The 24,777-nt window shown below is 60.2% G+C and carries 21 protein-coding genes, 1 other RNA gene and 2 pseudogenes; 14 read left to right on the forward strand and 10 right to left on the reverse strand.

The features are described from left to right. Nucleotides 1-8: 8 nt before the first annotated feature. A complete protein-coding gene (locus ACW4PC_RS10575) occupies nt 9-332 on the forward strand; it encodes an ArsR/SmtB family transcription factor (protein WP_455873780.1) in 324 nt (107 codons plus the stop codon). A 48-nt stretch (nt 333-380) separates the two neighbouring features. Here ACW4PC_RS10575 and ACW4PC_RS10580 read toward each other — a convergent pair whose 3' ends face one another. The 5 genes from ACW4PC_RS10580 to ACW4PC_RS10600 all read right to left on the reverse strand — a co-directional run bounded on the left by ACW4PC_RS10580 (nt 381) and on the right by ACW4PC_RS10600 (nt 3,777). After that, complete coding sequence (locus ACW4PC_RS10580; protein ID WP_455873781.1) at nt 381-1,574, reverse strand: MFS transporter; 1,194 nt, start codon at nt 1,572-1,574, stop codon at nt 381-383. Nucleotides 1,575-1,710: 136 nt separating this feature from the next. After that, nucleotides 1,711-2,634 (reverse strand): LysR substrate-binding domain-containing protein, encoded by a 924-nt coding sequence (locus tag ACW4PC_RS10585; RefSeq protein ID WP_455873782.1) that lies wholly within the window; start codon nt 2,632-2,634, stop codon nt 1,711-1,713. A gap of 256 nt (nt 2,635-2,890) precedes the next feature. Then, nucleotides 2,891-3,049: non-coding RNA, 6S RNA (gene ssrS / locus ACW4PC_RS10590), on the reverse strand. Between the two features lie 59 nt (nt 3,050-3,108). Then, nucleotides 3,109-3,486 (reverse strand): cell division protein ZapA, encoded by a 378-nt coding sequence (locus tag ACW4PC_RS10595; RefSeq protein ID WP_039846043.1) that lies wholly within the window; start codon nt 3,484-3,486, stop codon nt 3,109-3,111. Between the two features lie 15 nt (nt 3,487-3,501). Then, entirely contained in the window at nt 3,502-3,777 is a 276-nt protein-coding gene (locus ACW4PC_RS10600; protein WP_022715786.1) for a DUF4164 domain-containing protein, read from the reverse strand. 339 nt (nt 3,778-4,116) lie between these two features. Between ACW4PC_RS10600 and tkt the strand changes: the two genes are divergently transcribed. The 7 genes and pseudogenes from tkt to ACW4PC_RS10635 all read left to right on the forward strand — a co-directional run bounded on the left by tkt (nt 4,117) and on the right by ACW4PC_RS10635 (nt 13,669). Further along, nucleotides 4,117-6,090: a transketolase gene (tkt, locus tag ACW4PC_RS10605; RefSeq protein WP_455873783.1), complete on the forward strand. Its 1,974-nt coding sequence runs from the start codon at nt 4,117-4,119 to the stop codon at nt 6,088-6,090. Between the two features lie 62 nt (nt 6,091-6,152). Beyond that, entirely contained in the window at nt 6,153-7,163 is a 1,011-nt protein-coding gene (gene gap, locus ACW4PC_RS10610; RefSeq protein WP_455873784.1) for a type I glyceraldehyde-3-phosphate dehydrogenase, read from the forward strand. Nucleotides 7,164-7,286: 123 nt separating this feature from the next. Beyond that, nucleotides 7,287-7,805, forward strand: coding sequence for an N-acetyltransferase family protein (locus ACW4PC_RS10615; protein ID WP_455873785.1), 519 nt, complete (start codon nt 7,287-7,289; stop codon nt 7,803-7,805). Nucleotides 7,806-8,092: 287 nt separating this feature from the next. Further along, entirely contained in the window at nt 8,093-9,955 is a 1,863-nt protein-coding gene (locus ACW4PC_RS10620) for a potassium/proton antiporter (protein ID WP_455873786.1), read from the forward strand. 70 nt (nt 9,956-10,025) lie between these two features. Further along, a pseudogene (locus tag ACW4PC_RS10625) lies at nt 10,026-11,226 on the forward strand (phosphoglycerate kinase). 222 nt (nt 11,227-11,448) lie between these two features. Beyond that, the gene (locus ACW4PC_RS10630; RefSeq protein ID WP_455873787.1) at nt 11,449-12,474 is read left to right on the forward strand and encodes a class I fructose-bisphosphate aldolase; all 1,026 of its coding nucleotides are present in this window, start codon (nt 11,449-11,451) and stop codon (nt 12,472-12,474) included. Nucleotides 12,475-12,750: 276 nt separating this feature from the next. Next, nucleotides 12,751-13,669, forward strand: a pseudogene (locus ACW4PC_RS10635) (PhzF family phenazine biosynthesis protein). On the opposite strand, the gene ACW4PC_RS10640 reads toward ACW4PC_RS10635, so the two are convergent. Continuing rightward, nucleotides 13,666-13,830 carry a hypothetical protein gene (locus ACW4PC_RS10640; protein WP_455873788.1) on the reverse strand — a complete coding sequence of 55 codons (165 nt, stop codon included), beginning with the start codon at nt 13,828-13,830 and terminating at the stop codon, nt 13,666-13,668. The pseudogene ACW4PC_RS10635 and the gene ACW4PC_RS10640 overlap by 4 nt on opposite strands. Nucleotides 13,831-14,001: 171 nt before the next feature. Between ACW4PC_RS10640 and ACW4PC_RS10645 the strand changes: the two genes are divergently transcribed. From ACW4PC_RS10645 to rcdA, 3 genes are all read left to right on the forward strand, one after another. Then, on the forward strand, nt 14,002-15,282 hold the full coding sequence (locus ACW4PC_RS10645; protein ID WP_074069622.1) for an MFS transporter: 1,281 nt from the start codon (nt 14,002-14,004) through the stop codon (nt 15,280-15,282). 21 nt (nt 15,283-15,303) lie between these two features. Next, nucleotides 15,304-15,492, forward strand: coding sequence for a DUF1192 domain-containing protein (locus ACW4PC_RS10650; protein WP_455873789.1), 189 nt, complete (start codon nt 15,304-15,306; stop codon nt 15,490-15,492). Nucleotides 15,493-15,869: 377 nt separating this feature from the next. Beyond that, nucleotides 15,870-16,385, forward strand: a complete 516-nt coding sequence (gene rcdA / locus ACW4PC_RS10655) for a protease adaptor protein RcdA (RefSeq protein WP_027508081.1) — start codon at nt 15,870-15,872, stop codon at nt 16,383-16,385. 606 nt (nt 16,386-16,991) lie between these two features. Here the strand turns inward: rcdA and rpmE are convergent. Next, complete coding sequence (rpmE, locus tag ACW4PC_RS10660; protein WP_027508080.1) at nt 16,992-17,213, reverse strand: 50S ribosomal protein L31; 222 nt, start codon at nt 17,211-17,213, stop codon at nt 16,992-16,994. 192 nt (nt 17,214-17,405) lie between these two features. Here rpmE and ACW4PC_RS10665 point away from each other — a divergent pair, with 192 nt between their 5' ends. Then, entirely contained in the window at nt 17,406-19,208 is a 1,803-nt protein-coding gene (locus tag ACW4PC_RS10665) for an ABC transporter transmembrane domain-containing protein (protein ID WP_455873790.1), read from the forward strand. 3 nt (nt 19,209-19,211) lie between these two features. Here the strand turns inward: ACW4PC_RS10665 and ACW4PC_RS10670 are convergent, their stop codons facing one another. After that, nucleotides 19,212-20,429 (reverse strand): adenylate/guanylate cyclase domain-containing protein, encoded by a 1,218-nt coding sequence (locus tag ACW4PC_RS10670; protein WP_455873791.1) that lies wholly within the window; start codon nt 20,427-20,429, stop codon nt 19,212-19,214. A gap of 235 nt (nt 20,430-20,664) precedes the next feature. Here ACW4PC_RS10670 and ACW4PC_RS10675 point away from each other — a divergent pair, with 235 nt between their 5' ends. Further along, the gene (locus ACW4PC_RS10675; protein WP_455873792.1) at nt 20,665-21,648 is read left to right on the forward strand and encodes a Bug family tripartite tricarboxylate transporter substrate binding protein; all 984 of its coding nucleotides are present in this window, start codon (nt 20,665-20,667) and stop codon (nt 21,646-21,648) included. A gap of 66 nt (nt 21,649-21,714) precedes the next feature. Further along, the gene (locus tag ACW4PC_RS10680; protein WP_039846052.1) at nt 21,715-21,903 is read left to right on the forward strand and encodes a YegP family protein; all 189 of its coding nucleotides are present in this window, start codon (nt 21,715-21,717) and stop codon (nt 21,901-21,903) included. A gap of 30 nt (nt 21,904-21,933) precedes the next feature. Here ACW4PC_RS10680 and ACW4PC_RS10685 read toward each other — a convergent pair whose 3' ends face one another. Both ACW4PC_RS10685 and ACW4PC_RS10690 read right to left on the reverse strand, forming a co-directional pair. Further along, nucleotides 21,934-23,571 carry an FAD-binding dehydrogenase gene (locus ACW4PC_RS10685; RefSeq protein WP_455873793.1) on the reverse strand — a complete coding sequence of 546 codons (1,638 nt, stop codon included), beginning with the start codon at nt 23,569-23,571 and terminating at the stop codon, nt 21,934-21,936. A gap of 172 nt (nt 23,572-23,743) precedes the next feature. Next, on the reverse strand, nt 23,744-24,775 hold the full coding sequence (locus tag ACW4PC_RS10690) for a peptidoglycan -binding protein (protein ID WP_183926888.1): 1,032 nt from the start codon (nt 24,773-24,775) through the stop codon (nt 23,744-23,746). Nucleotides 24,776-24,777 lie beyond the last annotated feature (2 nt).

The following is a 24,777-nucleotide window of genomic DNA, read 5'->3' on the forward strand; positions in this document are numbered from 1 at the left end:
AATATAACATGTCAAGCGAATCGGATAACGACCCTGTTTTCAAGGCACTGGCCCACTTTCGGCGCCGTGAAATTCTCGACATTCTGAAAGACGGTCCGCGCACCACCGGCATGCTCTGCGAAACCTTCCCAGACATGGATCGCTGCACAGTCATGCAGCATCTGAAAGTTCTCGAAGAAGCCGACCTCGTTGTCCCGAAGAAGGAGGGCCGCGAGCGCTGGAACCACCTCAACAGCCTGCCGATCAAGCATATCTACGACCGCTGGATCAGTACTTATGCGGGGCATGCGCTATCGATACTCGACAGGCTGAAGAACGATCTGGAGGGATAAACTCGAAACGAAACGGGCGCCGAAGCGCCCGTTTTGTTAAGGACCAGTTCAAGCTGCCTTGCGCAAAGGCGCGGCAAGCGGCGCAGAGCGGCGGTCGAGCGCACCGCTCGTGAGGGTGAGGACAAGAGCCGCAGCAACGAGGATCGCGCCGACCCAAGGCGTGGCGGCGAGCCCGAGCGAGGATTCGACGACCAACCCGCCGATCCAGGCGCCCGCCGCGATCCCGAGGTTGAAGGCAGCAATGTTGAGCGCCGAAGCAACATCGACGGCGGCCGGCCGTACCTGCCTTGCCAGTTGCACGACATAGAGCTGCAGGCCCGGCACGTTTGCAAAGGAGAGAAACCCGAGAGCAGTCAGCGTCGGGATCACAAGCCATGGCGAAACAGCCGTGAAGCTGAAGAGAACAAGCACGATCGCCTGGGCGATGAAGAGCCCGGTCAGCGCTCTCACCGGATCACGATTGGCAATCCGCCCGCCGATGATGTTGCCGATGGCGATCGCGATACCGTAAAGCACGAGGATCAGGCTGACAGCAGACGCTGAAAAGCCGGTGATCTCCTGCAAGATCGACGCAAGAAAGGTGAAGGCGACGAACGTGCCGCCATAACCGAGCGCGGTAGTGGCAAAGACGATCAGCAACCGGCCGCTGCCAAGCACGCGAACCTGATCCTTGATGCTCGCGGGCGGCGCCTTCGCGAGGTTGGAAGGAAGCAGGAGCGCAATACCGGCAAAGGCCGCGACGCCGAGCCCCGCGACGGCGGCAAAGGTCGCCCGCCAGCCGAATGTCTGCCCGATGAAAGTGCCAAGCGGCACGCCGGTCACGATCGCGACAGTCAGTCCCATGAACATCATGGCAATGGCCGAGGCGCGGCGGTTCTCCGGCACGAGATCGGCGGCGATCGTCGAACCGACGGAGAAAAATACGCCATGCGCGAAAGCCGAGAGCACGCGCGCAACCAAGAGCGGTGTGTAACCGGGGCTGAGCGCCGCCATGGCATTGCCGACGATGAAGAGCGTCATGAGCCCGAGCAGCAGCGGCTTGCGGGCGATCCGGCCGGTCAGCGCCGTCAGGATCGGCGCGCCGAAAGTCACGCCAAGCGCATAGACGCTGACAATGAGACCTGCGAGCGGCAAGGTGATGTGGAGATCATCGGCAACGGTCGGCAGCAGGCCGACGATGACGAATTCCGTGGTACCGATCGCATAGGCGGCGATCGTCAAGGCAAAAAGAGCAAGTGGCATGAGGTGACCCGTGATGATGTGCCCAGAGTTCGGGCGCTGGTTATTGTTCGGGTCCAAATATGGATGCGCGGCACCGCGTCGATAATCCGATGGAGCGGCCCAGCACTTGTGAATTGAATTCAAGATACGCGGCTGCTTAAGAATGCTCCGTCTCGCTGACCAGCCATTTCCGAAAGAGCGCCAACGACGACCTTTCCAGGGCGCCGGCGGGATAAAGCATCGCGTAGTTCAGGGCTGCAGGCTGGCGTTCGACGAAACAGCGCACAAGTCTTCCAGCGGCAATATGCTCGGCAACCAGAGAACTGCGCACCAGCGCAAAACCCTGTCCCGTGCCGCAGGCTTGCAGCATCTCCTCGAAAGTATCGAAGACCGGCGCTTCATCGACCGCTCTTGCGATGTCGAAGCCGGCAAGCGGCTCGACGTTCGGATCGTCTCGGACAGTCACCTGTTCGTACCATCGCTGCCAGTCGAGCACAGTGTGCCGCATGCCGCGATAGATCAACAACGGCGCGGCGCGAATGGCACCACGGCTTGGAAGCTTGCTTGAGAGAGTCGGCGCGCAGACGACGAATTCCTCGTCGAGCAGAAGCGGCTCCGTCACAAGGTCCGGGCCGCCATGACCAAGCCAGATCGCCAAATCGACACTCGAAAAATCCGGTCGCTGATAGCCGACGGCGGTGCGGACTTCGATTTTCGGATAGCGGCGGCAGAAAGCCTCGAGACGCGGAGCAAGCCATTGGCTTGAAAATTCAGGTGTCGTCGCGATCGTCAGCGACGGACTGGCGCTTGCCTCCCGTGCCTGATGCAAAGCACTTTCAAGCGAAGCAAGCGCGCTCGCAATCTCGGGACGAAGCCTGAGACCAAGCGGTGAAAGCCGGGCGCCGTGCCGCCCGCGATCGAAGAGCCGGCCGCCCATCCAGCCTTCCAGCTGTGCGATCTGATGGCTGACGGCTGTCTGTGTCAGCCCCAGCCGCTCCGCGGCACGCCCAAAGCCTCCTGTCTCCGCAATAGCGCAGAAGGCCTGCAGGGTCGAAAGCGGCGGCAACGGACGATCTGCCATGAAAATCTCTCATGATAAGAACAGTCGAGTTTCATTATACCGCGATGCAAAGCGAGAATAAATTGACCACATGGGAGATAGGCCATGAGGTTTTCGATAAAAATTCTGAATGCATTGCTGCCGTTTAGCAGCCTCGCCGCTCCAGCGCAGCGGCAAAGATCCACAGCCCCGCCGCAGCCGGCAAACGCACTGAACGCGCATATGCAGAGAGATATCGGAATAGACGAGGGGCGGAACCCTGCCGCCGAAAAATGAAGTGCGATCCGCGGCAGCCGATGGAGATTTACGATCCTGGGCGCCTACAAACGTAGGTGGGCACCGTGTGTCCAGGCCCACGAGCCTGGTCAGGGACAGCTCCCTTTGGATCGAGTATGGCCCCAGGGATTGTGGTTCCTGTCGAGAGGCGCAGATCGCAGCACGATATATAAGGCCGTTCACGAAGCTGCGCCAGAGGGACATGCATGCTGCGAAAATTTAATTGAGCTCGGCAGGCGCCCGGCCGTTGAGCTTGTCGGTGAGGCCGCGAATGCGGCTCGTCACCTCTCCGAGCACTTCGGCGAGGCTTTCCTCCGTGCGCGCGGTCGCAGCAAGAACGGTGTCGCGATTGCCGCGCAGCGTTTCGAGCTCGGCTTCCAGCTCACCCACGCGGCGGCTCAGCTCGGAAATTTCGTCCATCACCATGATCCCGGCCATGACGGTGATCCTCAGATCGCCGATTTCGCCGAACTGACCCTTGAGATGGCCGACATAGCGGTCGAAGCGGTTGGCGAGGTCGGTCAGATGGTCTTCCTGTCCTTCCTCGCAGGCCATTCGATAGGCCTTCCCGTCAATCGTTACCGTCACCTGTGCCATGTCACTGTCTTTCCATTAGCGGTCCAGAACCGCGCGGATTGTCTCCATCGCCGTTACCAGCCGCCGCGAAACCTCGCGGTTGACCTCTTCCAGCCGGTTGGCACGGAATTCTGCCTGGTCGAGTTCCTGCGCGAGTTTGGAGCGATCGGCATGCACGCGGCGAACCTCGCCCTCGATGTCGCCCTGCTCGCGCTGGCGTTCGATTCGCATATCCACGGCGTTTTCCAAGCCGGAAATCGCCTGCTTCAGCTCGTTGAGGGCCGCTTCCATGGATTTGCCTGTGGGCGTCATGTCGCTGTCCGGTTCTCCCGCGCAAGACCTCTCGAATCGGCAGGCCTTGCCGGTCCAGTGATTTCAACAGGATATGCAGCTAGCCGACGGCGCGTCAATAAAAGCCCTACCGGCGCATAGGCCCTATTCTGTGGATGACTGAAATACACGCACCTGAAGCAGCGGATTCGTCTTTTGCACAACTCAACGATCAAATGTCAAAAATCGTCGCACCCGGCCCGGATATGGCCCGCAATTTATTGACTTGGCCGTTCCAACTGCTATGTCTCACCCGCTTTCATCGATGGCCCTCAGAAGGCTCGAGGCCATCTCCCGACACCGGAACCCCGTGGAAAAGCCATGACCTCTCCCGAACAACATGACCGGATGGCGAATGCGATCCGTTTTCTCTCCATGGATGCCGTCGAAAAGGCAAATTCGGGCCATCCGGGCCTGCCGATGGGCATGGCGGATGTCGCCACCGTTCTCTTTACGAAATACCTGAACTTCGATCCCAAGCAGCCGCACTGGCCGAACCGCGACCGCTTCGTGCTGTCGGCCGGTCATGGCTCCATGCTGCTTTATTCGCTGCTTTATCTGACCGGTTATCCGGACATGTCGATCGAGGACATCAAGAATTTCCGCCAGCTCGGCTATAAGACAGCCGGCCATCCGGAATACGGCCATGCGACCGGTATCGAAACCACCACCGGCCCACTCGGCCAGGGCATCGCGAATTCGGTCGGCATGGCGATCGCCGAGCGCAAGCTGCGCGAGGAATTCGGCCCCGACCTGCTCGACCACTACACCTATGTGATCGCCGGCGACGGCTGCCTCATGGAAGGCGTCAGCCAGGAAGCCATCGCGCTCGCCGGCCACCTGAAGCTCAACAAGCTCATCGTCTTCTGGGACAACAATTCGATCACCATCGACGGCGCCGTATCGCTGTCGGATTCGACCGACCAGGTCGCGCGCTTTAAGGCAGCGCACTGGAACACGATCGAAGTCGATGGTCATGACCAGGCTGCCGTTGCCGCCGCAATCGAGGCCGCGCAGAACTCCGAGCGTCCGACACTGATCGCCTGCAAGACGATCATCGGCTTCGGCGCGCCGAACAAGCAGGGCACCCACAAGGTGCACGGCAACCCGCTCGGCGCAGATGAAATTGCCGCTACCCGCGAGGCGCTGAACTGGGACGCCGAAGCCTTCACCGTCCCGGCCGACATTCTGGAAGCCTGGCGCAAGGCGGGCACCCGTTCTGCCGAAACCATCACGGCCTGGGAGGGCCGCCTCGCTGCCTCCGACAAGAAGGCCGAGTTCACCCGCCGCTTTGCCGGCGAATTGCCGCCCGGCTTCGATGCAGCGATCAGCGAATACAAGAAGAAGCTTGCCGAAACCAAGCCGACGGTCGCGACCCGCAAGGCTTCGGAAGATGCACTCGAAGTTATCAATGGCTTCCTGCCGGAAACGCTTGGCGGCTCCGCCGACCTGACGCCCTCGAACAACACCAAGACCAGCCAGATGAAGTCGATTACCCCGACCGACTTCTCCGGCCGCTACATGCATTACGGCATCCGCGAACACGGCATGGCGGCCGCCATGAACGGCATCTCGCTGCACGGCGGCCTGATTCCCTACGGCGGCGGCTTCCTGATCTTCTCGGATTATTGCCGCCCGCCGATCCGCCTCGCCTCGCTGATGGGGATCCGCGTTATCCACGTGCTGACGCATGACTCGATCGGCCTCGGGGAAGATGGCCCGACGCACCAGCCGGTCGAACAGCTCGCCGCACTGCGCGCCGTTCCGAACCTGATGATCTTCCGCCCTGCTGATGCCACGGAAACCGCCGAATGCTGGCAGATCGCCATCACGACGCCAAACCGTCCGTCGGGCCTGGCGCTCACCCGCCAGAATCTTTCGGCCGTGCGCACCGAATACAGCGAGAAGAACCTGTCGGCTAAGGGCGCCTACACGCTCGCCGGTTCCGATGATGCCAAGGTCACGATCTTCGCATCGGGCTCCGAGGTCGAGATCGCCGTCGCCGCTCGCACCACGCTGGAAGGCAAGGGCATTTCCACCCGCGTCGTCTCCGTTCCCTGCACCGAACTCTTCTTCGAGCAGCCGGAAGCCTACCGCAATGCGGTCCTCGGCAAGTCGCCGGTCAAGATCGCCGTCGAAGCCGCCGTCCGCGAAGGCTGGGACGCCTTTATCGGCCCGGAAGGCACCTTTATCGGCATGAAGAGCTTCGGCGCCTCCGGCCCATACAAGGAACTCTACAAGCATTTCGGCATCACGGCGGAAGCCGTCGTCGCCGCAGCAGAAGCCAAACTCTAAAGGGGGAGCGTTCCGGCGCTCTCCACTCATCCGCAAGCCCCATATCCAGGGAGTGAATGCAAATGACTGTAAAGGTTGCCATCAATGGCTTTGGCCGCATCGGCCGCAATGTTCTCCGCGCGATCGTCGAATCTGGCCGCACTGACATCGAGGTGGTCGCGATCAACGACCTCGGCCCTGTCGAAACCAATGCCCACCTGCTGCGCTATGACTCGATCCACGGTCGCTTCCCCGCAGCCGTCAAGGTCGAAGGCGACACGATCGTCGTCGCCAATGGCAAGCCGATCAAGGTGACGGCGATCAAGGACCCGGCGACGCTGCCGCACCGGGAACTCGGCGTCGACATCGCGATGGAATGCACCGGCATCTTCACCGCGCGCGACAAGGCCGCGGCCCACCTCACCGCCGGCGCCAAGCGCGTCCTCATCTCGGCGCCCGCCGACGGCGCTGACTTGACCGTCGTCTACGGCGTCAACCACGACCAGCTCACCAAGGAGCACATGGTCATCTCCAACGCATCCTGCACGACGAACTGCCTGGTTCCGGTCGTCAAGGTGCTGAACGACGCCGTCGGCATCGACCACGGCTTCATGACGACCATCCACTCTTACACCAACGACCAGCCGTCGCTCGACCAGATGCACAAGGATCTGTATCGCGCCCGCGCTGCCGCACTCTCGATGATCCCGACCTCCACCGGTGCGGCAAAAGCCGTCGGCCTCGTCCTGCCGGAACTGAAGGGTAAACTCGACGGCACGTCGATCCGCGTCCCGACCCCGAATGTCTCCGTCGTCGACTTCAAGTTCGTCGCCAAGAAGGCAACCACGGTTCAGGAAATCAACGAAGCCATCAAGACTGCCGCCAACGGCAAGCTGAAGGGCGTTCTCGGCTACACCGAGGAGCCGCTGGTTTCCCGCGACTTCAACCACGACAGCCAATCCTCGATCTTCGCAATCGACCAGACCAAGGTCATGGAAGGCAATTTCGTCCGAATCCTCACTTGGTACGACAACGAATGGGGCTTCTCCAACCGCATGGCCGACACGGCCGTTGCGTTTGCGAAACTCATCTAAGTTTTGCCAAAGCGGATTTAAGAAGGCGGCCTGCGAAAGCGGGCCGCTTTTGTTTTGAGCACTGCCCGAGCTATCAAGTCCCTTGGCAAACAGCATGCATTTGCCCATGCCGCCAAAACGAGGATGAAGATCGTGGAATATCTCGATATTCGAAAGGCAAGCGCAGACGACGCAGAAGAGCTCTGTGTGCTCCTCAACGAGATAATCGAAGTTGGCGGCACCACTGCTCTGGAGGAGCCACTCTCAGTAAAGGAGCTGACCGACTGGTTCATAACCGGCAAGTCCGCACTGACATGCCACGTCGCACAGGCCGGGGCTGGCATTGCAGGATTTCAGTTCCTGAGCCTTTACGAAAACCTACCGAAAGGGTGGGCCGACATCGGAACCTTTGCTCGACTGAGCCCGAAGATACCCGGCGTCGGTACCAAGCTCTTCGCCGCGACCTTGTCCGCCGCTAAAGAGCGCGGCGTCGCGTTCATCAATGCAACCATCCGCGCCGATAACACTGGCGGACTCGCTTATTATGAGAAGATGGGCTTCCGGACATATAAGACGATTGACAAGGTGCCGCTCCGCGATGGCACGCTCGTGGATAGAATCCAGAAGTGCTTCGCGGTGAAGAAAAATTTGAGCGGCGTCTAACGACCTTTCGAAAAACAAATAATTGCAGTCCTCTTCTCCTTGCCCTGCTCTTGCCTGATTTACCTCTAAATTCTTCAAAGAAGAATCTCTCCCGTAGCATCCCCACCGGCCAGGCCGTCCGGCGCGCCGTTCAGCAGCATGAAGCCGCAGGCAAGCGAGGTTAAGCCACAAGGCCTACCCTTCTGACTTGTTTTGCCGTTTACTGATGCAGGCGGACTGAAGCGTGGAGGGCGGAAATAGCTGCATGCCGGGGCGGGTTTGCGGCGGGCAATGAAAAGGGGTTGGACGTGGAAGCATTCTACATCGTCGTACTGGTATCGACGGCGCTTGTGCTTCTTGCGGCCTTCTCAAGCCTGCTCGCCTTCCGCTTTGGCGCTCCCCTGCTTCTGCTTTTCCTGGCAATCGGCCTGATTGCGGGTGTAGACGGGCTCGGCATCGAGTTCAGCAACAATTACCTTGCCTATATCCTCGGCTCGATCGCACTTGCCGTCATTCTCTTCGATTCCGGCTTCGGCACGCCGATTCAGGCCTTCAAGCTCGCGGCTATACCTTCGCTGACGCTTGCCTCGGTTGGCGTACTGATGACCGCCGGCCTCTTTGCCGTTGTCGCCATGTGGCTGCTGAACTTCACCTGGCTCGAAGGCCTGCTGCTCGGCTCGATCGTCGCCTCCACGGATGCGGCCGCCGTCTTCTTCCTGCTGCGCATCGGTGGCATCAACATCCGCGACAAGGTGCGCTCGACGCTCGAAGTGGAATCCGGCACGAATGATCCGATGGCGATCTTCCTGACCATCGCCCTCGTCGAACTGCTTGCCAGCGGCGAAGGCTATGCCGGCATCAATATCGGCATGCTCGCGGTGTTCATTCAGGAAATGGGCCTTGGCGTCATCCTCGGGCTGCTCGGCGGCATGATGATCGCGCAGGTCGTCGGCCGTCTGGACACTGACCGCGGCCTCACGCCGATCTTCGTGCTCGGCCTTGCCATGCTGGTGTTTTCCTTCGCAGGCGCCGTCGGCGGCAGCGGTTTCCTGGCCGTCTATGTCGCCGGCATCTATGCCGGAAACCGCAAGCTTCCGGCGCTGGGATCGATCAAACGCTTTCAAGACGGCATGACCTGGCTCGCGCAGATCATCATGTTCCTCGTGCTCGGCCTGCTCGCGACGCCCTCCCAGTTTCCGGCGATCATCCTCCCAGCGGTTGCACTGGCGCTGTTCCTGATCTTCGTTGCCCGTCCGCTCGCCATCTGGCTTTCGCTCCTGCCTTTCGACTATACGCAGCAGGAGATCGGCTTCGTTGCTTGGGTCGGGCTTCGCGGCGCAGTTTCGATCCTGCTCGCCATCATGCCGATCCTCGGCGGGCTTCCGAACGGGCAGATCTATTTCAACACCGCCTTCATCATCGTGCTGGTCTCGCTCCTGGTTCAGGGCTGGACGATCAAGCCGGTGGCCAAGAAGCTCGGCCTTATCATTCCCCCGCGCATGGGTGCCGTCGACAAGGTCGAGGTCGACCTGCCGGGTGCGGCAAACCACGAGCTACTTTCCTATCGCGTCATCAAGGACAGCCCGATCCTTCGCGGCGAGCGCATCCCGCGCTGGGCAACGCCTTCGCTCGTCATCCGCGATGGCAAGTCGATGCGTTATCAATATGCCGGGCGGCTGCGCGAGAACGATCTGGTCTATCTGTTCATCGTGCCGAGCCATTCGCGTCTGCTTGACCGGCTTTTCGCCAGTCGCGCCCCGGTGGATGCGGACGATGCCGAGTTCTTTGGTGCCTTCGCGCTCTCCCCTGCCCGCCCCGCAGCCGATCTCGATGCTGCCTACGGCCCGGGTCTGCTGAATGAATCCGAGAAGGGGCTGACGATCGCCGAACTGATGAAGCAGCGCCTTGGCGGCAAGGCGGACTATGCCGATCGCGTCCGTCTCGGCTCGATCATCCTGATCGTCCGCGACCTCGACGACCAGGCCCATATCACCTCGGTCGGCATGTCGCTCGAGGCTGTCGAGCCTGCGATCACGCTGCCGATCTTCATCAATCTGCATGACATCGTCCAGCGTATCCGCGACCGCCTCAAGGGTCGCAAAAAACCGGAAGCCGCAACGGCCAAGGGCGTGCCGGACCATGACGAAAACGCGCGTGAAAACCACGGTTGAACGCCTTGCGTCTTGAGGCATCCTTGCTATGGTCGGCCACCTTCCAAGGCAATAACGAACGGATAGTCCCATGCCAGCTTTCAAGACTCTCGACGACCTCAGCGGCATCGCCGGAAAGCGTGTTCTCGTCCGCGTCGACCTCAACGTGCCCGTGAAAGACGGCAAGGTGACCGACACGACGCGCATTGAACGCGTTGCGCCGACGATCCTCGAACTGTCGAAGAAGGGGGCCAAGGTTGTTCTGCTTGCGCATTTCGGCCGCCCGAAAGAAGGTCCCTCACCGGACCTATCGCTCTCGCTGATCGCGCCGGACGTTTCAAAGGTGCTCGGCAAGCCGGTTGCCACGGCATCGGACTCGATCGGCGAAGCCGCTGCTTCTGCCGTCGCCGGAATGAAGGATGGCGATATCCTGCTTCTCGAAAACACCCGCTTCCACAAAGGTGAGGAAAAGAACGACGCGGAGTTCACCAAGGCGCTCGCTGCCAATGGCGACATCTATGTGAACGACGCTTTCTCCGCCGCGCATCGCGCCCATGCGTCCACCGAAGGCCTTGCCCACCTGCTTCCTGCCTATGCCGGCCGCACGATGCAGCAGGAGCTCGAAGCACTCGAAAAAGGCCTCGGCAGTCCGGCCCGCCCGGTGGTTGCCATCGTCGGCGGCGCCAAGGTTTCCACCAAGATCGATCTGCTCATGAACCTCGTGAAGAAGGTCGATGCCCTGGTGATTGGCGGCGGCATGGCCAATACCTTTCTCGCCGCCCGCGGCACCAATGTCGGCAAGTCGCTCTGCGAGCATGACCTTGGCGAAACCGCAAAGCAGATCATGATCGAAGCTGCGACAGCCGGCTGCGCGATCATTCTGCCGGAAGACGGCGTTGTCGCGCGCGAGTTCAAAGCAGGTGCCGCCAACCAGACCGTCGACATCAACGCCATTCCGGAAGATGCCATGGTCCTCGACGTCGGTCCGAAGTCGGTCGAAGCGGTCAAGGCCTGGATCGAGCGCGCCCAGACGCTGGTCTGGAACGGGCCGCTCGGCGCCTTCGAAATCGAGCCTTTCGATAAGGCGACGGTCGCAGCGGCCAAATACGCTGCCGAACGCACCAAGGCCGGCAAGCTCACCTCCGTCGCAGGCGGCGGCGATACCGTTTCGGCACTGAACCATGCCGGGTGCCGCTGATGACTTCAGCTATGTTTCGACCGCAGGCGGCGCCTTCCTCGAATGGATGGAAGGCAAGGTCCTACCAGGCGTGGCCGTTCTTTCCGGCAAGTAACCACCCGGCTGATTTGGCAATCTTTACATGTGGATAGACCGCGGAAGCGTTTAGGCTTCGGCGGTCTTTTGCTCACGCAGCGAAAAAAACCTCAAAGTTTCAAACGATTGAAATGATTTCAATCGTTTCAATGACTTAGCGCTCCATTCTCCTGCCTATAAACTTCTGTTATCGCCGACCTATATGCATGGTTGCCGATTTCTTGTCGTGGAGAGAGTAAAAATGAGCGAACGCCTGGAAGACATTGCAGCAAAGATGGTAGCGGGTGGCCGGGGGCTGCTTGCCGCCGATGAATCGACCGGCACGATTGGAAAGCGGTTCGATACGATCGGCCTGGAATCCACTGAAACGAGCCGCCGCGATTATCGCGAAATGCTCTTCCGCTCCGAAGAGGCTATGAAGAAGTATGTCTCGGGCGTGATCCTTTATGAAGAGACGCTTTATCAGAAGGCGGCTGACGGCACGCCCTTCGTCGACATCATCAAGGCTGCAGACAGCATTCCTGGCATCAAGGTCGATACCGGCGCCAAGCCGATGGCGAAGTATCCGGGCGAAACGATCACCGAAGGCCTCGACGGCCTCGCCGACCGCCTTGCCAAATATTATGAAGCCGGAGCCCGCTTCGCCAAGTGGCGCGGCGTGATCGCCATCTCCTCCTCGCTGCCGACCTGGGGTTCGATGAAAGCGAACGCTCATGCGCTCGCCCGCTACGCCGTGCTCTGCCAGCAAGCCGGCATCGTGCCGATCGTCGAGCCGGAATGCCTGATGGACGGCAAGCCGGGCGACCATAATATCGACCGCTGTGCCGAAGTCACCGAATGGACGCTGCGCACCGTCTTCGAAGAACTTGCCGATGCACGCGTTAGCCTGGAAGGCATGATCCTGAAGCCAAACATGGTCATTGACGGCAAGAACGCCCGCAAGGCATCCGTCGCGGAAGTCGCCGAACGCACCGTCCAGGTTTTGAAGCGCACTGTTCCGTCCGCCGTTCCCGGAATTGCCTTCCTTTCCGGCGGTCAATCCACCGAAGAGGCGACAGCTCACCTCTCGGCGATCAATTCCGGATTCGAATTGCCTTGGAAGGTCACCTTCTCCTATGGCCGCGCGCTGCAGGATACCGCCCTGAAGGCGTGGGGCGGAAAACAGGAAAACGTCGCCGCCGGCCAGCGCGCCTTCAGCCACCGCGCCGAAATGAACAGCCTTGCGGCCAAGGGCAGCTGGAAACAGGAACTCGAAAAGGCGGCGTAGCCGCCACTGAGCGCCTTTGCGACGCGGCCCCGTGAGCTTGTCACGGGGTCCATTCGCGCCATGTCCATGGCGCGAAATGGTTCGAAAATGAATGATGAAGAAAACCATTCACGGCGCGGACGCGCCGTGGCTTCGTTCCTGTGACAAGCGCAGGAATGCAGGAGGGCGGCGCAAGCTCGCCAAGCTCAATTCTTGCATTGTCGCGGCGACAAGATTGCGCTTTCGCGATCGAAGGACGTCACTCATTATTGCGGCTTCCAAAATATCGGAGCCGCAATGACTGTCCTTTCTTATACAACCGTCGACGTTTTCACGTCTAACCGTTTTGAAGGCAACCCGCTCGCGGTCGTCACCGGCGCGGAGCAGCTCAGCACCAAGACGATGCAGAAGATCGCAGCGGAATTCAGATATTCCGAAATCACCTTCGTCCTGCCGCCCAAGGATTTCGCCAACACGGCGAATGTCCGAAATCTTCACGCCGACGATGGAGGTGCCTTTCGCAGGCCATCCGAATGTCGGCACAGCTTATGTTCTCGGCCAGCAGCAGGAGATCTTCGGCAGGCGGATTGGGGACACGCTGCGTTTCGAAGAAAAGGCCGGTCTGGTTGAAGTGGCGCTTCGGCGGATTGAAGGTCAGGTAACTGCTGCAACGATCCGTGCGCCTCGGCCTCTGGATATCGGGGCTGCCGTCTGCGAAGAAACCATTGCGCGCTGCATTGGCATCGACCGCAGCGGAATCGTCAAATCGACCCACCAACCGGTTTTTGTCTCCGTCGGCCTTACCTTTGCGGTTGCCGAACTCGACGGTCTGGCATCGCTTGGCGCCGCCCGACCCAATCTCACGCATTTCCAAGAGGCTGCCGGCCCGAACGCTGAAAGCAATCACGATTTCTCGCTCTTCGTCTATGTCCGTTCGCCCGACGAGCCTTGGACGATCCGCGCCCGCATGTTCGCGCCACTAGACAACGTTCCCGAGGATCCGGCGACAGGCAGCGCTTCCGCGGCACTCTCCGCCCATCTCGTCTCACTCGCACCGGAGCAAACCGTGACCCAGCGTGTGACGATCAAGCAAGGTGTCGAGATGGGCCGGCCCAGCATCATCGAAGTCGACGTCGTCAAGAAGGATGGCGTCGTGACGGACGTCGCGATTTCCGGCCGTTGCGTGCCGGTCATGCGCGGTGAGATCACCGTCTAGGCGATCAGGTCGCGGCCAAGAAGCGCGACCGCCCAAACGGCAAACGCAATCAGCGCAATCTTCCAGAAGTCCATCCGATGCCGCAAACCGGGCAGCCCCAGCGGTTTGATGATCTGTATAACCATGGCAAGGACGAGCAACAGCGCCAGCAGCTTTGTCATGGCATTATTTTTCCAATATTTCAGAATGTCACAGGACGGACATTATTCCGCGCGAACACAGCACTTCTTCATGCCGTAACGGCATTCCGAACCATAATCAACACCATTGGGACAGGGCGGGCAGCGTCTTGTCTTATGACTTTTCAAATCGAACTTGCCGAGAATTTGGAAATGAGAAGAAATCTGCTGTCCGTCGCCGCGCTGCTTTTCGGAACGCTTTTCCTCTTCATGGGCAATGGCCTGCAGGGCATCCTGCTCCCCGTCCGCGGCAACCTCGAAGGTTATGCCACGACCACGCTCGGCCTGCTCGGCACGTCCTGGGCGGCGGGCTTTGTCGTCGGCTGCCTCGTCGCCCCCAAACTGGTGCGGCGCGTCGGACATGTGCGCGCCTTCTCCGGCTTCATCTCGATCATCGCCATCATCGCCCTTGTGAGCGGCATCATCATCGATCCGATCTGGTGGATCGCGCTGCGCGCCGTCACGGGCTTTTCGACCGCCGGCACCTCGATGATCATCGAAAGCTGGCTGAACGAGCGCGCCACGAACGAAAGCCGCGGCGCAATCTTCTCGCTTTATATCGGCATCACCCTTCTCGGCGTCGTCGGCGGCCAGATGATGATCCCGCTCGAAGACGTGCGAACGCCATTGCTCTTCATGGTCTGCGGAATCTTCTACTGCATCGCCATGCTGCCCACGACGCTTTCGACCGCAGCCTCGCCGCAGCCGCTGAAGGCCGTGAAGCTCGACCTGCCTGCGCTCTACCGCAACTCGCCTGTCTCCTGCCTCGGCATCCTGATGGTCGGCATCGCCAACGGTGCCTACGGCACGCTCGGCGCGGTTTTCGGGGCAGGTGCGGGACTTTCCGACGCCAGCATCGCGATCATGATGAGCGCCACCATTTTCGCCGGTGCGCTGATGCAGCTTCCAGCCGGCCGCCTTTCCGATCGTGTCGACCGCCGGTATGTTCTGGCAGTCATGTCGGCGATTGCCGCGGTCGCCGGCCTTCTGATCGTGGTGTTGCATCCCTCTTCGCCCGCGCTTCTGATCGGCCTTGTCATCCTCTATGGCGCAGTTGCCAACACGCTCTATCCGATCGCCGTAGCGCATGCGAACGACTTCGCCTCCGCCGAGGATTTCGTGAAGGTTTCCGGCGGGCTGTTGCTGCTCTATGGTATCGGGACTGTGATCGGACCAACGATCGGCGGCCCTGTGATGGCGATGACGAGCCCGCACGCACTCTTCCTCGTCACGGCGCTGTCGCATGTCTTCATCACCGCTTACGCAATCATCCGCAGCCGCATTCGCGCCGCAGTGCCGGCAAGCGAACGCGACACTTACACGACGATGCCGACCGGCACCTCGCAGATGCTGACGCCCGAAAGCATGTCGCTTGTCGAGCCCATGTCGAACAAGCCTCCCGAAAGCGACGATCCTGCTGTAAAATACGGCTGAGAACCGTACGGAGGATTGCTCATGAGCTTCACTGACGATGACCTGCCTAAGAAGGCGGCTTACGAAATCGGATCCGATCTCTCCATGCTTTCCGTGGACGAGCTGAAGGAGCGTGTCGAACAGCTGAAGGCGGAGATTACCCGCATAGAGGCCGAAGTCACGAGGAAGGCTTCAGGACGCGCCGCAGCCGAAAGCCTTTTTCGCTCCTAGCGTTCGATCAAAGGCTACAGGCAAGCGAATAACCGCTGCCGCAAGTCTTAATACGAAACAATGTTAATAGAATATTAAGCTTTATGAGATATTACTGTTCTTATCCAGATTTCGTCTGGATCTCAGACAGTTTTCCATGCGGCGAATTGGTCTGATTTTTCTCCCTGTTTTACCTTGAGAGCCGCTTTTGCGGCTCTTCTTTTTGCGCCGGCGCCGATTTCCCACGAAACTGTGGAAGTTAACCTTTTCTTAAGAAACGCCTTGCGCATTTGGGCTAAAGATACCATCCTAAAGACATAAAGACAGGCCTCTGAAACTTTTGTTTCAGGCTGGCGTTACCTGAACATATGTAGACGCGTGCAACAGGAACCATTTGAATGTCGGAACTCGGTTTGAACACCATCAGTTTTGCGGGCCGCGCTGCCGCATCCTCGCAGTTCAAGACACTGTACGCGGAAGGCATGTCGCTGGTCGAGGAAACTGCCGCCTATTTGGATGGCAACGGCCGCGCCGCATCCAAGGTTCTGCCCCGCATGGCTTCTGTTCTCTACGCTGCCGAATCGATGCGCCTCACGACCCGCCTGATGCAGATGGCGTCCTGGCTGCTGCTGCAGCGTGCCGTCAATAACGGCGAGATGTCGCGAGACCAGGTTCTCGCTGAAAAGAACAAGGTCCGCCTCGACGGGTTCAACGTGGACCGCAATGCTCCGGGCTGGGGCGATCTGCCGGAAGCCTTCCGCGATCTCGTCGAACGCTCGCTGCGCCTCCAGAACCGCGTTGCCCTTCTCGACCGTGAAATCTATCGCCCGAATGAAGCGCCGATCGTTCCGGACAATCAGAACAGCGTCCAGGCACAACTGAGCCTGCTGCAAACGGCTTTCGGCAACAACTGAGAGCTTGCATAGGCTAAAGATGGAACCGGCTGCGTGATACGCGGCCGGTTTTTGTTGCATACTGCTTGTCGCTACATCCAGGCGGAAGGCGATGTCCGCACATGCCGTGGCGCGCGCGAGAATATAGATACAATAGAGAAGGCGACTGCCGACCTCGAAGCGATGGGGTTCCGTTTCCGACGCAATCCGTCTTCTGATGATGCGGCGCCGACGAGCATCGCCTGCCATTTGGAGCGTGCCGAAGCCTTCCACGGAAAAAGCAATGAAGGTACTGGAAGAAGGCCAAGGCAAGCGGTTCGAAGATGCCGGCGCCCTCTTCGACGACCTTGGCCGCTGATCTGTGCTGACGCCTGTTCAATCCGGAGAGTTCAAACGGGACCTCCAGCGCATGGAAAAGCACGGCAAGATATTTGCAAGCTAAAGGATGCCTGCTTTTCATGATCAATGAACAGGTGCAGAGTACTCGGATCATCCGTCGCGGCGATTGGTTGCCGCTGTATCTCATCGAGGATCGTGAACTGCAGCTTGCATGCCCCGGCACTCATTCAGAGGCAATAAAAAAGCCCGGAAACCGGGCTCTTTTCAAATTCCGTACCGCAGAAGCGATTAGAGGCCGAGGCCGCCGAAGCGCTTGTTGAACTTGGACACGCGGCCGCCGCGGTCCATGAGCTGCTGGTTGCCGCCGGTCCAGGCCGGATGGGACTTGGAATCGATTTCGAGGTTCATGACAGCGCCTTCCGAACCCCAGGTCGAGCGGGTTTCGTATTCGGTGCCATCGGTCATCACCACCTTGATGACGTGGTAGTCGGGATGGATATCAGCCTTCATAACAATCTTCCTGCGATGCCAGGGTCCAATTTGACGCAAGTCATTGCGGCAAGAGAACCGATTGAATAAATGAAGCCGCAGTCGCTAAGGCTACGGCTTCCCATTCGGATGCGGTGCCTATACATGAAGGCCGCCCGGATAACAAGGGCCTACAAACCGCTGATCAGCGGTATTGGGGCGATTGGAGATGATTTGGCAAACGCAGTGCAGACCGCGGAAAAGAAGTCGCGTTCCTTGAAGCCGCTCGGAAGGCTGGCACCCTATGTGAAGCGTTACCGCGGCATCGTCGCAGGCGCGCTGGTTTCGCTTATCGTTGCCGCCGTGACATCGCTCACACTTCCGCTTGCCGTGCGCCGCATGATCGATCATGGCTTCACGCAAGCTGACGGCACCTTCATCAACAGCTACTTTGCCATGTTGTTGGTCATCGCCGTAATACTCGCGGGCGCGAGCGCCTTTCGCTACTATTTCGTCATCACGCTCGGCGAACGCATCGTCTCGGATCTGCGTCGGGATGTCTTTGCGCATGTCACACGGCTTTCTCCCTCCTTCTTCGATGTCAACCAGTCCGGCGAAATCGTGTCACGCCTGACGGCCGATACGACGCAGATCAAATCGGCTGTCGGTGCCACCGCCTCGGTGGCGCTTCGCAATCTGATCCTCTGTCTCGGTGCCATGGGCATGATGATCGTGACCTCGCCGAAGCTTTCAAGTCTTGTGCTCGGCGCAATCCCGCTGATCGTCTTCCCCCTCGTCGGCTTCGGGCGGTCCGTGCGCAAGCGCTCTCGTGCCGCGCAGGATACGCTCGCCCAAGCTTCCGCCTTCGCCAACGAGACGATTGCTGCCACGCGCACCGTCCAGGCCTTCAACGGCGAGGATGCGGCCGCAAGCCGCTACGGCGCTGCCGTCGAATCCGCCTATGAGGCAGCACGCTCCGCCATCCGCTCGCGCGCGCTTTTGACAGGCATTGCGATCACCCTGATCTTTGGCAGCGTCGTTGCTGTCCTTTGGGTTGGCGCGCACAATGTTCTGACGGGAACGCTGTCGGCCGGCACGCTCGGGCAGTTCCTGCTCTATTCGGTCATCGCCGCCGGCTCTCTAGGCGCCTTGTCGGAAGTCTGGGGAGAACTCTCGCAAGCGGCAGGCGCCGCCGACCGGCTGACCGAGTTGCTGGACGAAGTCTCGACGATCGCAGCACCGGAAAAGCCCGAGACCCTGCCCGTTCCGGCCCTAGGACGCGTCGAATTCTCGAACGTGCACTTCGCCTATCCGTCACGCCCCGGAAAATCGGCGCTGCATGGCCTAAGCTTCAATGTGACGCCGGGCGAGACCGTCGCCATTGTCGGCCCTTCAGGCGCCGGCAAGAGCACCGTCTTTTCTGTGCTGCTCCGCTTCTACGATCCGCAGCAGGGTAGCGTCGAGATCGATGGCGTCGATGCGCGCGAAGTAACGCCCGGCGATCTGCGCGAACGCATGGCGATCGTGCCGCAGGACGTCACCATCTTTGCCGCTTCAATCCACGACAACATCGCCTTCAGCCGCCCCGGCGCGACGCGCGAGGACGTACGCGCCGCAGCGATTGCCGCCCAGGCCGATGAATTCATCGCGAGGCTGGACAAGGGCTACGACACCGAGGTCGGCGAGCGCGGTATTACCCTTTCCGGCGGCCAGCGCCAGCGTATCGCCATCGCCCGCGCGATCTTAAAGAACGCCCCGATCCTCCTACTCGATGAAGCGACGTCGGCCCTTGACGCCGAGAGTGAAACGCTGGTGCAGAAGGCGCTCGACGGTCTCATGCACGGCCGCACGACGCTCGTCATCGCCCATCGCCTTGCGACCGTTTTGAAAGCCGACCGCATCCTCGTCATGGATCAGGGCCGCATCGTCGAGGAAGGCACGCATCAGAGCCTGATCCGCCACGGCGGCATTTATGCCAAGCTGGCGAAGCTGCAGTTCGATGCAGGTACAGAAGAGTTCCTGGCTTCCGCCAAATAGACGCTACTCCTGAGGAAACGCGTAGACATCCACAGGCTCATCCAAGCCGCGCAGCGAGTGGGATCCGAGGCTTTCCAGGTCGCTTTCGCACCCTGCCATTTCGACGAAGGCTTTCGACAGCAGCACAGGACGCTTAATTTCCTTGGTCAGGCTTTCCAGCCGCGATGCAATGTTGACGGCCGGGCCGATGACGGTGAAATCGAGCCGCTTGCGCGAGCCGATATTGCCGTACATGACATCCCCCACATGCACGCCGACGCCATAGCGCAGCTCCACATGTCCCCTTTCCGCGTTGAAGAGATTGAGCTCGGTCATTGCCGCTTGCGCTTCCTTGATCGCCCGCAGAAGATTGATGCAGGCATCCGGATCGGTCAGCGGAAATATGGCGAGCAAGCCATCGCCCATGAATTTCAGGATTTCGCCGCCGTGCTTTTCGATTGGCTCCGACATGGCATCAAAATAGGCATTGAGCAATTCGATGACATCGTCGCGCGGCCATAAGTCGGAGATCGTCGTGAAGTCGCGCAAGTCGCAGATGAGGATCGCTGCGCCGACTGTTGCGCCGCTGCCGCGGGTCGTGGCGCCTGCAAGAATCTGCTCGCTGGCATGCGGCCCGACATAGGTCTCCAGCAGCGTTCGGGCAAGAATGTTCTTGATCCGGATTTCGGTGACAAGCGTGAGCGCCGGCAAAAGATCCTTGAGGAAAATCAGATGGTCTTCCTTAAAGCCGCCTGGCGTGTCGCTTGAGAAGGTAATCACGTGCCGTTTTCCGAGCGTGTGCTCCATCGGCCAGGCCACATAGTCCGTCAGCCCCTCACCCTGCAACTCGCCATAGAGCGGATAGGAAGCAACTTCGCCTTCGAGGCTCTGCCGCACTTCCCTACCACCGCTGAAGATCTCGTTGATTGGGCTGTTCAGGAACTGCGACGTTGTCTCGACGCCGTAGCCGAAGGTGGTGATCTTTGCTTCCTGCAAGCCGGGACGCCAGAGGATGCGCGCGCCGAGCCATTGAGGATGCAGCGTCCGGAAATGCATCGTCGCGCGCGCGACGGGAACGCCCGAAGCTTGCAGCCGCTCGCACATCTCCACCAAGATATTGTCGATGAACCGCTGGTTGCGCGTTTCATTGATCAACCAGTCGAGGATCTTGTGCCGGCGCACCGGCCAAAGACCGTTCTCCTCGTTCTCAACTGCCGGAAATGGATTGGATACCGGCTGCATGTCAAACTCCACCATCTCGTCCCACCAAGCGTACACATTCGATTGCGTCTTTCGCATAGATGGTTATCGGAGGACGGATTGTAATATCAATAGTCGGATAGTTTACCTCAGCGACTAAAGTTGCAATTCCATGCGGCCGCTTTCGGTTGCTTTTATCCGCCTCCGCCCTACCCTCCTTTTGCCCGATTTGATGCAGTAGGGCGACATCATCGCTGAATTCCGGGAGGAAAATCGAATGGCACTTTTTAATATGACCCGCCGCATGGCACTCGGCCTTGGCTTGCTTGCGGCCTTGGGCGCTGGAGCTGCGCATGCCGAAGGGTTTCCCGAGCGCGCGGTTACGCTCGTCGTTCCCTTTGCCGCCGGCGGGTCGACCGATGTCGTGGCGCGCATCATCGCCGAGAAGATGTCGGAAGACCTTGGTCAGCAGGTGATCGTCCAGAACGTCGCCGGTGCGGGCGGCAATCTTGGTGCGGGCAACGTGGCTCGCGCGGAACCTGACGGCTACACCATCTTGATGGGAACGGTCGCGACGCACGCGCTGAACCCGCTGATCCTTAAATCCACGCCTTACGATCCGGAAAAGGATTTCGCGCCGGTTTCACTGCTCGTCATCGTGCCCAACGTGCTCGTCGTCAATCCGGAGCTGCCTGCAAAGAACGTCCAGGAACTAATCGCGCTGCTGAAGGCCGAGCCGGACAAATGGAGCTATGCTTCCTCCGGCAACGGCACGCCGCTTCATCTTTCCGGCGAATTGTTCAATTCGATGGCCGGCGTCAAGATGCAGCACATCCCCTACAAGGGTGCAGGCCCGGCCCTGACCGATCTGCTCGGCAATCAGGTATCGATCATGTTCGATAACCTGCCGTCGTCGTCCAGCCACATCAAATCCGGCAAGCTGCGGGCGCTGGCGGTCACTACTGCGAAACGTGCTCCATCCTTCCCGGATATTCCGACCATCGCTGAGTCCGGCGTTTCGGGTTACGAGACCTATACCTGGAACGCGCTCTTCGCGCCGGCGAATACGCCCGCGGATGTTGTGGCAAAGCTCAACGCGTCCGCCAACAAGGCTCTGAAGGACCCGGCCGTTGCCGAGCGGATGAAAGACTTCAGCGCCACGATCGTGGGCTCCACGCCGGAGGAACTTGGCGCACATGTGAAGGCCGAACTGGCCAAGTGGGGACCCATCGTCAAGGGTGCGAATATCCAGATGGAATAGACTCAACTTTTGCACTAGATTGGCTCCCGTTACCGAGGCAACTTCCTGATAATTGGGAGATAATCGATGTATAAGTTTGAAGTGTACAAGGATAAGGCTGGCGAATTCCGTTTCCGCTTCAAGGCTTCGAACGGCGAATCCATGTTCAACTCGGAGGGCTACAAGGCCAAGGCGTCCGCGCTGAGCGCCATTGAATCCATCAAGAAGAATGCGCCCGACGCAACGGTCGACGACCAGACCAAGGCAACGGCTTAACGAGACTGGCGGCGCTCGAAAGGCGCCGCCTCATACGGCTCTTCCCGCCACCCGGCCCGAAAAGATGCAACCGCCGAGAAAAGTTCCTTCAAGCGCTTTGTAGCCGTGCATGCCGCCTCCGCCGAAACCGGCGACCTCACCGGCGGCATAGAGACCCGGCACCGCATCACCATTCATACTGATCACCCGCGCCGAAAGATCCGTCTGCAGACCGCCTAGCGACTTTCGTGTCAGGATATGCAGCCGCACGGCGATCAACGGCCCTGCCTTGGTATCCAGTAGCCGGTGCGGCTTTGCCGTCCGCAACAGCTTGTCGCCCATATAATTTCTGGTGCCGCGAAAGGCAGTTATCTGTGCATCCTTGGAATAGGCATTGTCGATTTCCCGGTCGCGCGCCTCGATCTGGCCACGCAGATGCGCAATGTCGAGCCGGTTTTCTCCGGTCAGCGCATTCATGCCTTCGACCAGTTCTTCGAGCGTCTTGCGGACGATGAAATCTTCTCCCTTCTCCATGAAGGCTTGCACCGGCCCGGGCGGGTTCTTGCCGAGCCGTTTCAAAAGCAACTGAATATCCCTACCGGTGATGTCGGGGTTCTGCTCCGAACCCGAAAGCGCGAACTCCTTCTTGATGATCGCCTTGGTGAGAATGAACCAGCTATGATCATGCCCGCTGGCGCGAATCGCCTCCAAGGCGGCAAGCGTGTCAAAGCCCGGCATCGCCGGCGGAGCAAAACGTTTGCCGTCGGCATCGCACCAGAAGGACGACGGACCGGGGAGGATGCGGATGCCGTGGTTCGCCCAGATCGGATCCCAGTTCCTCACGCCTTCCGTATAGTGCCACATGCGGTCGCTGTTGATGATGCTCGCGCCGGCACGCTCGCCGATCGCCAACATGCGGCCGTCGACATGGGCGGGAACGCCCGCAACCATCGACGCAGGCGCAGGACCAAGACGCTCTACCGGCCAGTTCCGGCGCACGAGATCGTGGTCGCCGCCGATGCCGCCGGAAGTGATGATGACGGCGCCCGCACGGAATTCGAATGTTCCGGCAGCCCTGCGAACCGTTGCCTTGCCACGCGGCGCAGCATCGGGCTCGAGGATCGTCCCCTGCACGCCGCAGACGGCGCCATTTTCGACCATGAGCTCGTCCACGCAGTGGCGGAAGGCAAATGTGACGCGGCCCCTCGCCTCTGCCTCCCGAGCGCGCCGGATAAATGGTGTAAGCACGGCAGGCCCCGTGCCCCAGGTCAGATGAAAGCGCGGCACGGAATTGCCGTGACCATGAGCCATGCCGCCGCCGCGCTCCGCCCAACCGACGACCGGAAACCAGCGCATGCCCTGTTGATGCAGAAAGGAGCGTTTCTCGCCCGCCGCAAAATCGAGATAGGCGTCCGCCCAAAGCCGCGGCCAGTAATCCTCGGGCCGGTCGAAGCCTGCCGAACCCGCCCAATCCTGCCTGGCCAGATCGAGGCTGTCGCGAATGCCCAGGCGGCGCTGCTCGGGACTGTCAACGAAAAAAAGGCCGCCCAGCGACCAGAAGGCCTGCCCGCCGAGGCTCTGTTCGCCCTCCTGGTCGAGAATGCAGACCTTGCGTCCCCGATCTACCGATTCCGCCGCAGCAACAAGCCCGGCAAGACCCGCACCAACGACCAGCACGTCATATTCCATCCCGAACGCCTCCCCGCATCCATCGGCATGAAATTACGCACACGTAAACGTCAATGCAACCACAGGACTTCCCATCGCGAATTTTTCATCGGTGGTTTCGAATGGGTGGCAGAGCCCTTGGTGCGGCCGCCCGCCCCTTGCGGCTGGAAAGGGCAGGCGTGCCCATCACCAACTATTTCTCGGTCAGCTTGAGCTCGATGCGGCGGTTGGTGGCGCGGGCTTCTGGCGTATCGCCGGGCGCGATCGGCTGGAATTCACCAAAACCTGCCGCAACGAGGCGGTCGGAAGGCACGCCCTGCGAAATCAGGTACTTGACGACGGAGATGGCACGCGCCGAGGAAAGCTCCCAGTTGTCGCGAAAGCGGCCGGCCCCTGAAAGCGCCACATTGTCGGTATGGCCGTCGACCCGGAGCACCCAGTTGATTTCCGGCGGTATTTCCCTAGACAGATCAAGCAGCGCAGTGGCAAGTTTCGTCATCTCCGTCGTGCCTTCAGGATTGAGATCGGAACTGCCGGAAGGGAACAGAACCTCTGACTGGAAGACGAAACGGTCGCCGACGATGCGGATGTTTTCGCGGTCGGACAGGATCTCGCGCAGGCGGCCGAAGAAGTCGGAACGGTAGCGATTGAGCTCCTGAACCCGCTGCGCCAGCGCGACATTCAGCCGCCGGCCCAGATCGGCGATCTTCGCCTGCGAACTCTGGTCCTTCTGCTCCGATGCCTGAAGCGCCGCCTCGACGGCTGCGATCTGGCTGCGCAGGGCCGCAATCTGCTGGTTGAGAATTTCGACCTGGCTGAGCGCCCGGTCGCTTAACTGCTTCTGTTCGTCGAGTTCTTTTGTCAGGCCGCCGATGCGCTGTTGTGCCGCATCCTTTCCGCCGGAACCGGCATCGAGCAATGCCTGCAGCCGCGAGCGGTCACCTTCAGCGGTCGCGAGAGATGCCTGGAGATTGGCAACGGAATCCTCAAGATCCTGCTTGCTGCCCTTCTCAAGCGCGAGCAGCTGCGTCAGTTCGTTGATCTGGCTGTTGAGGCGGGTCAGCACTTCGTCGCGACCGGAAATCTCGCGGCTTAGAATGAACTGGCCGACGACGAAAACCGTCAGCAGGAACATGATGGCGATCAGCAGCGTCGACAGTGCGTCGACGAAACCCGGCCAGTAGTTCATTTCGCCGTGGCGGCGGCGGTTTCGGGCGAGCGCCATGG

It is taken from the genome of Rhizobium yanglingense, from assembly GCF_977109285.1.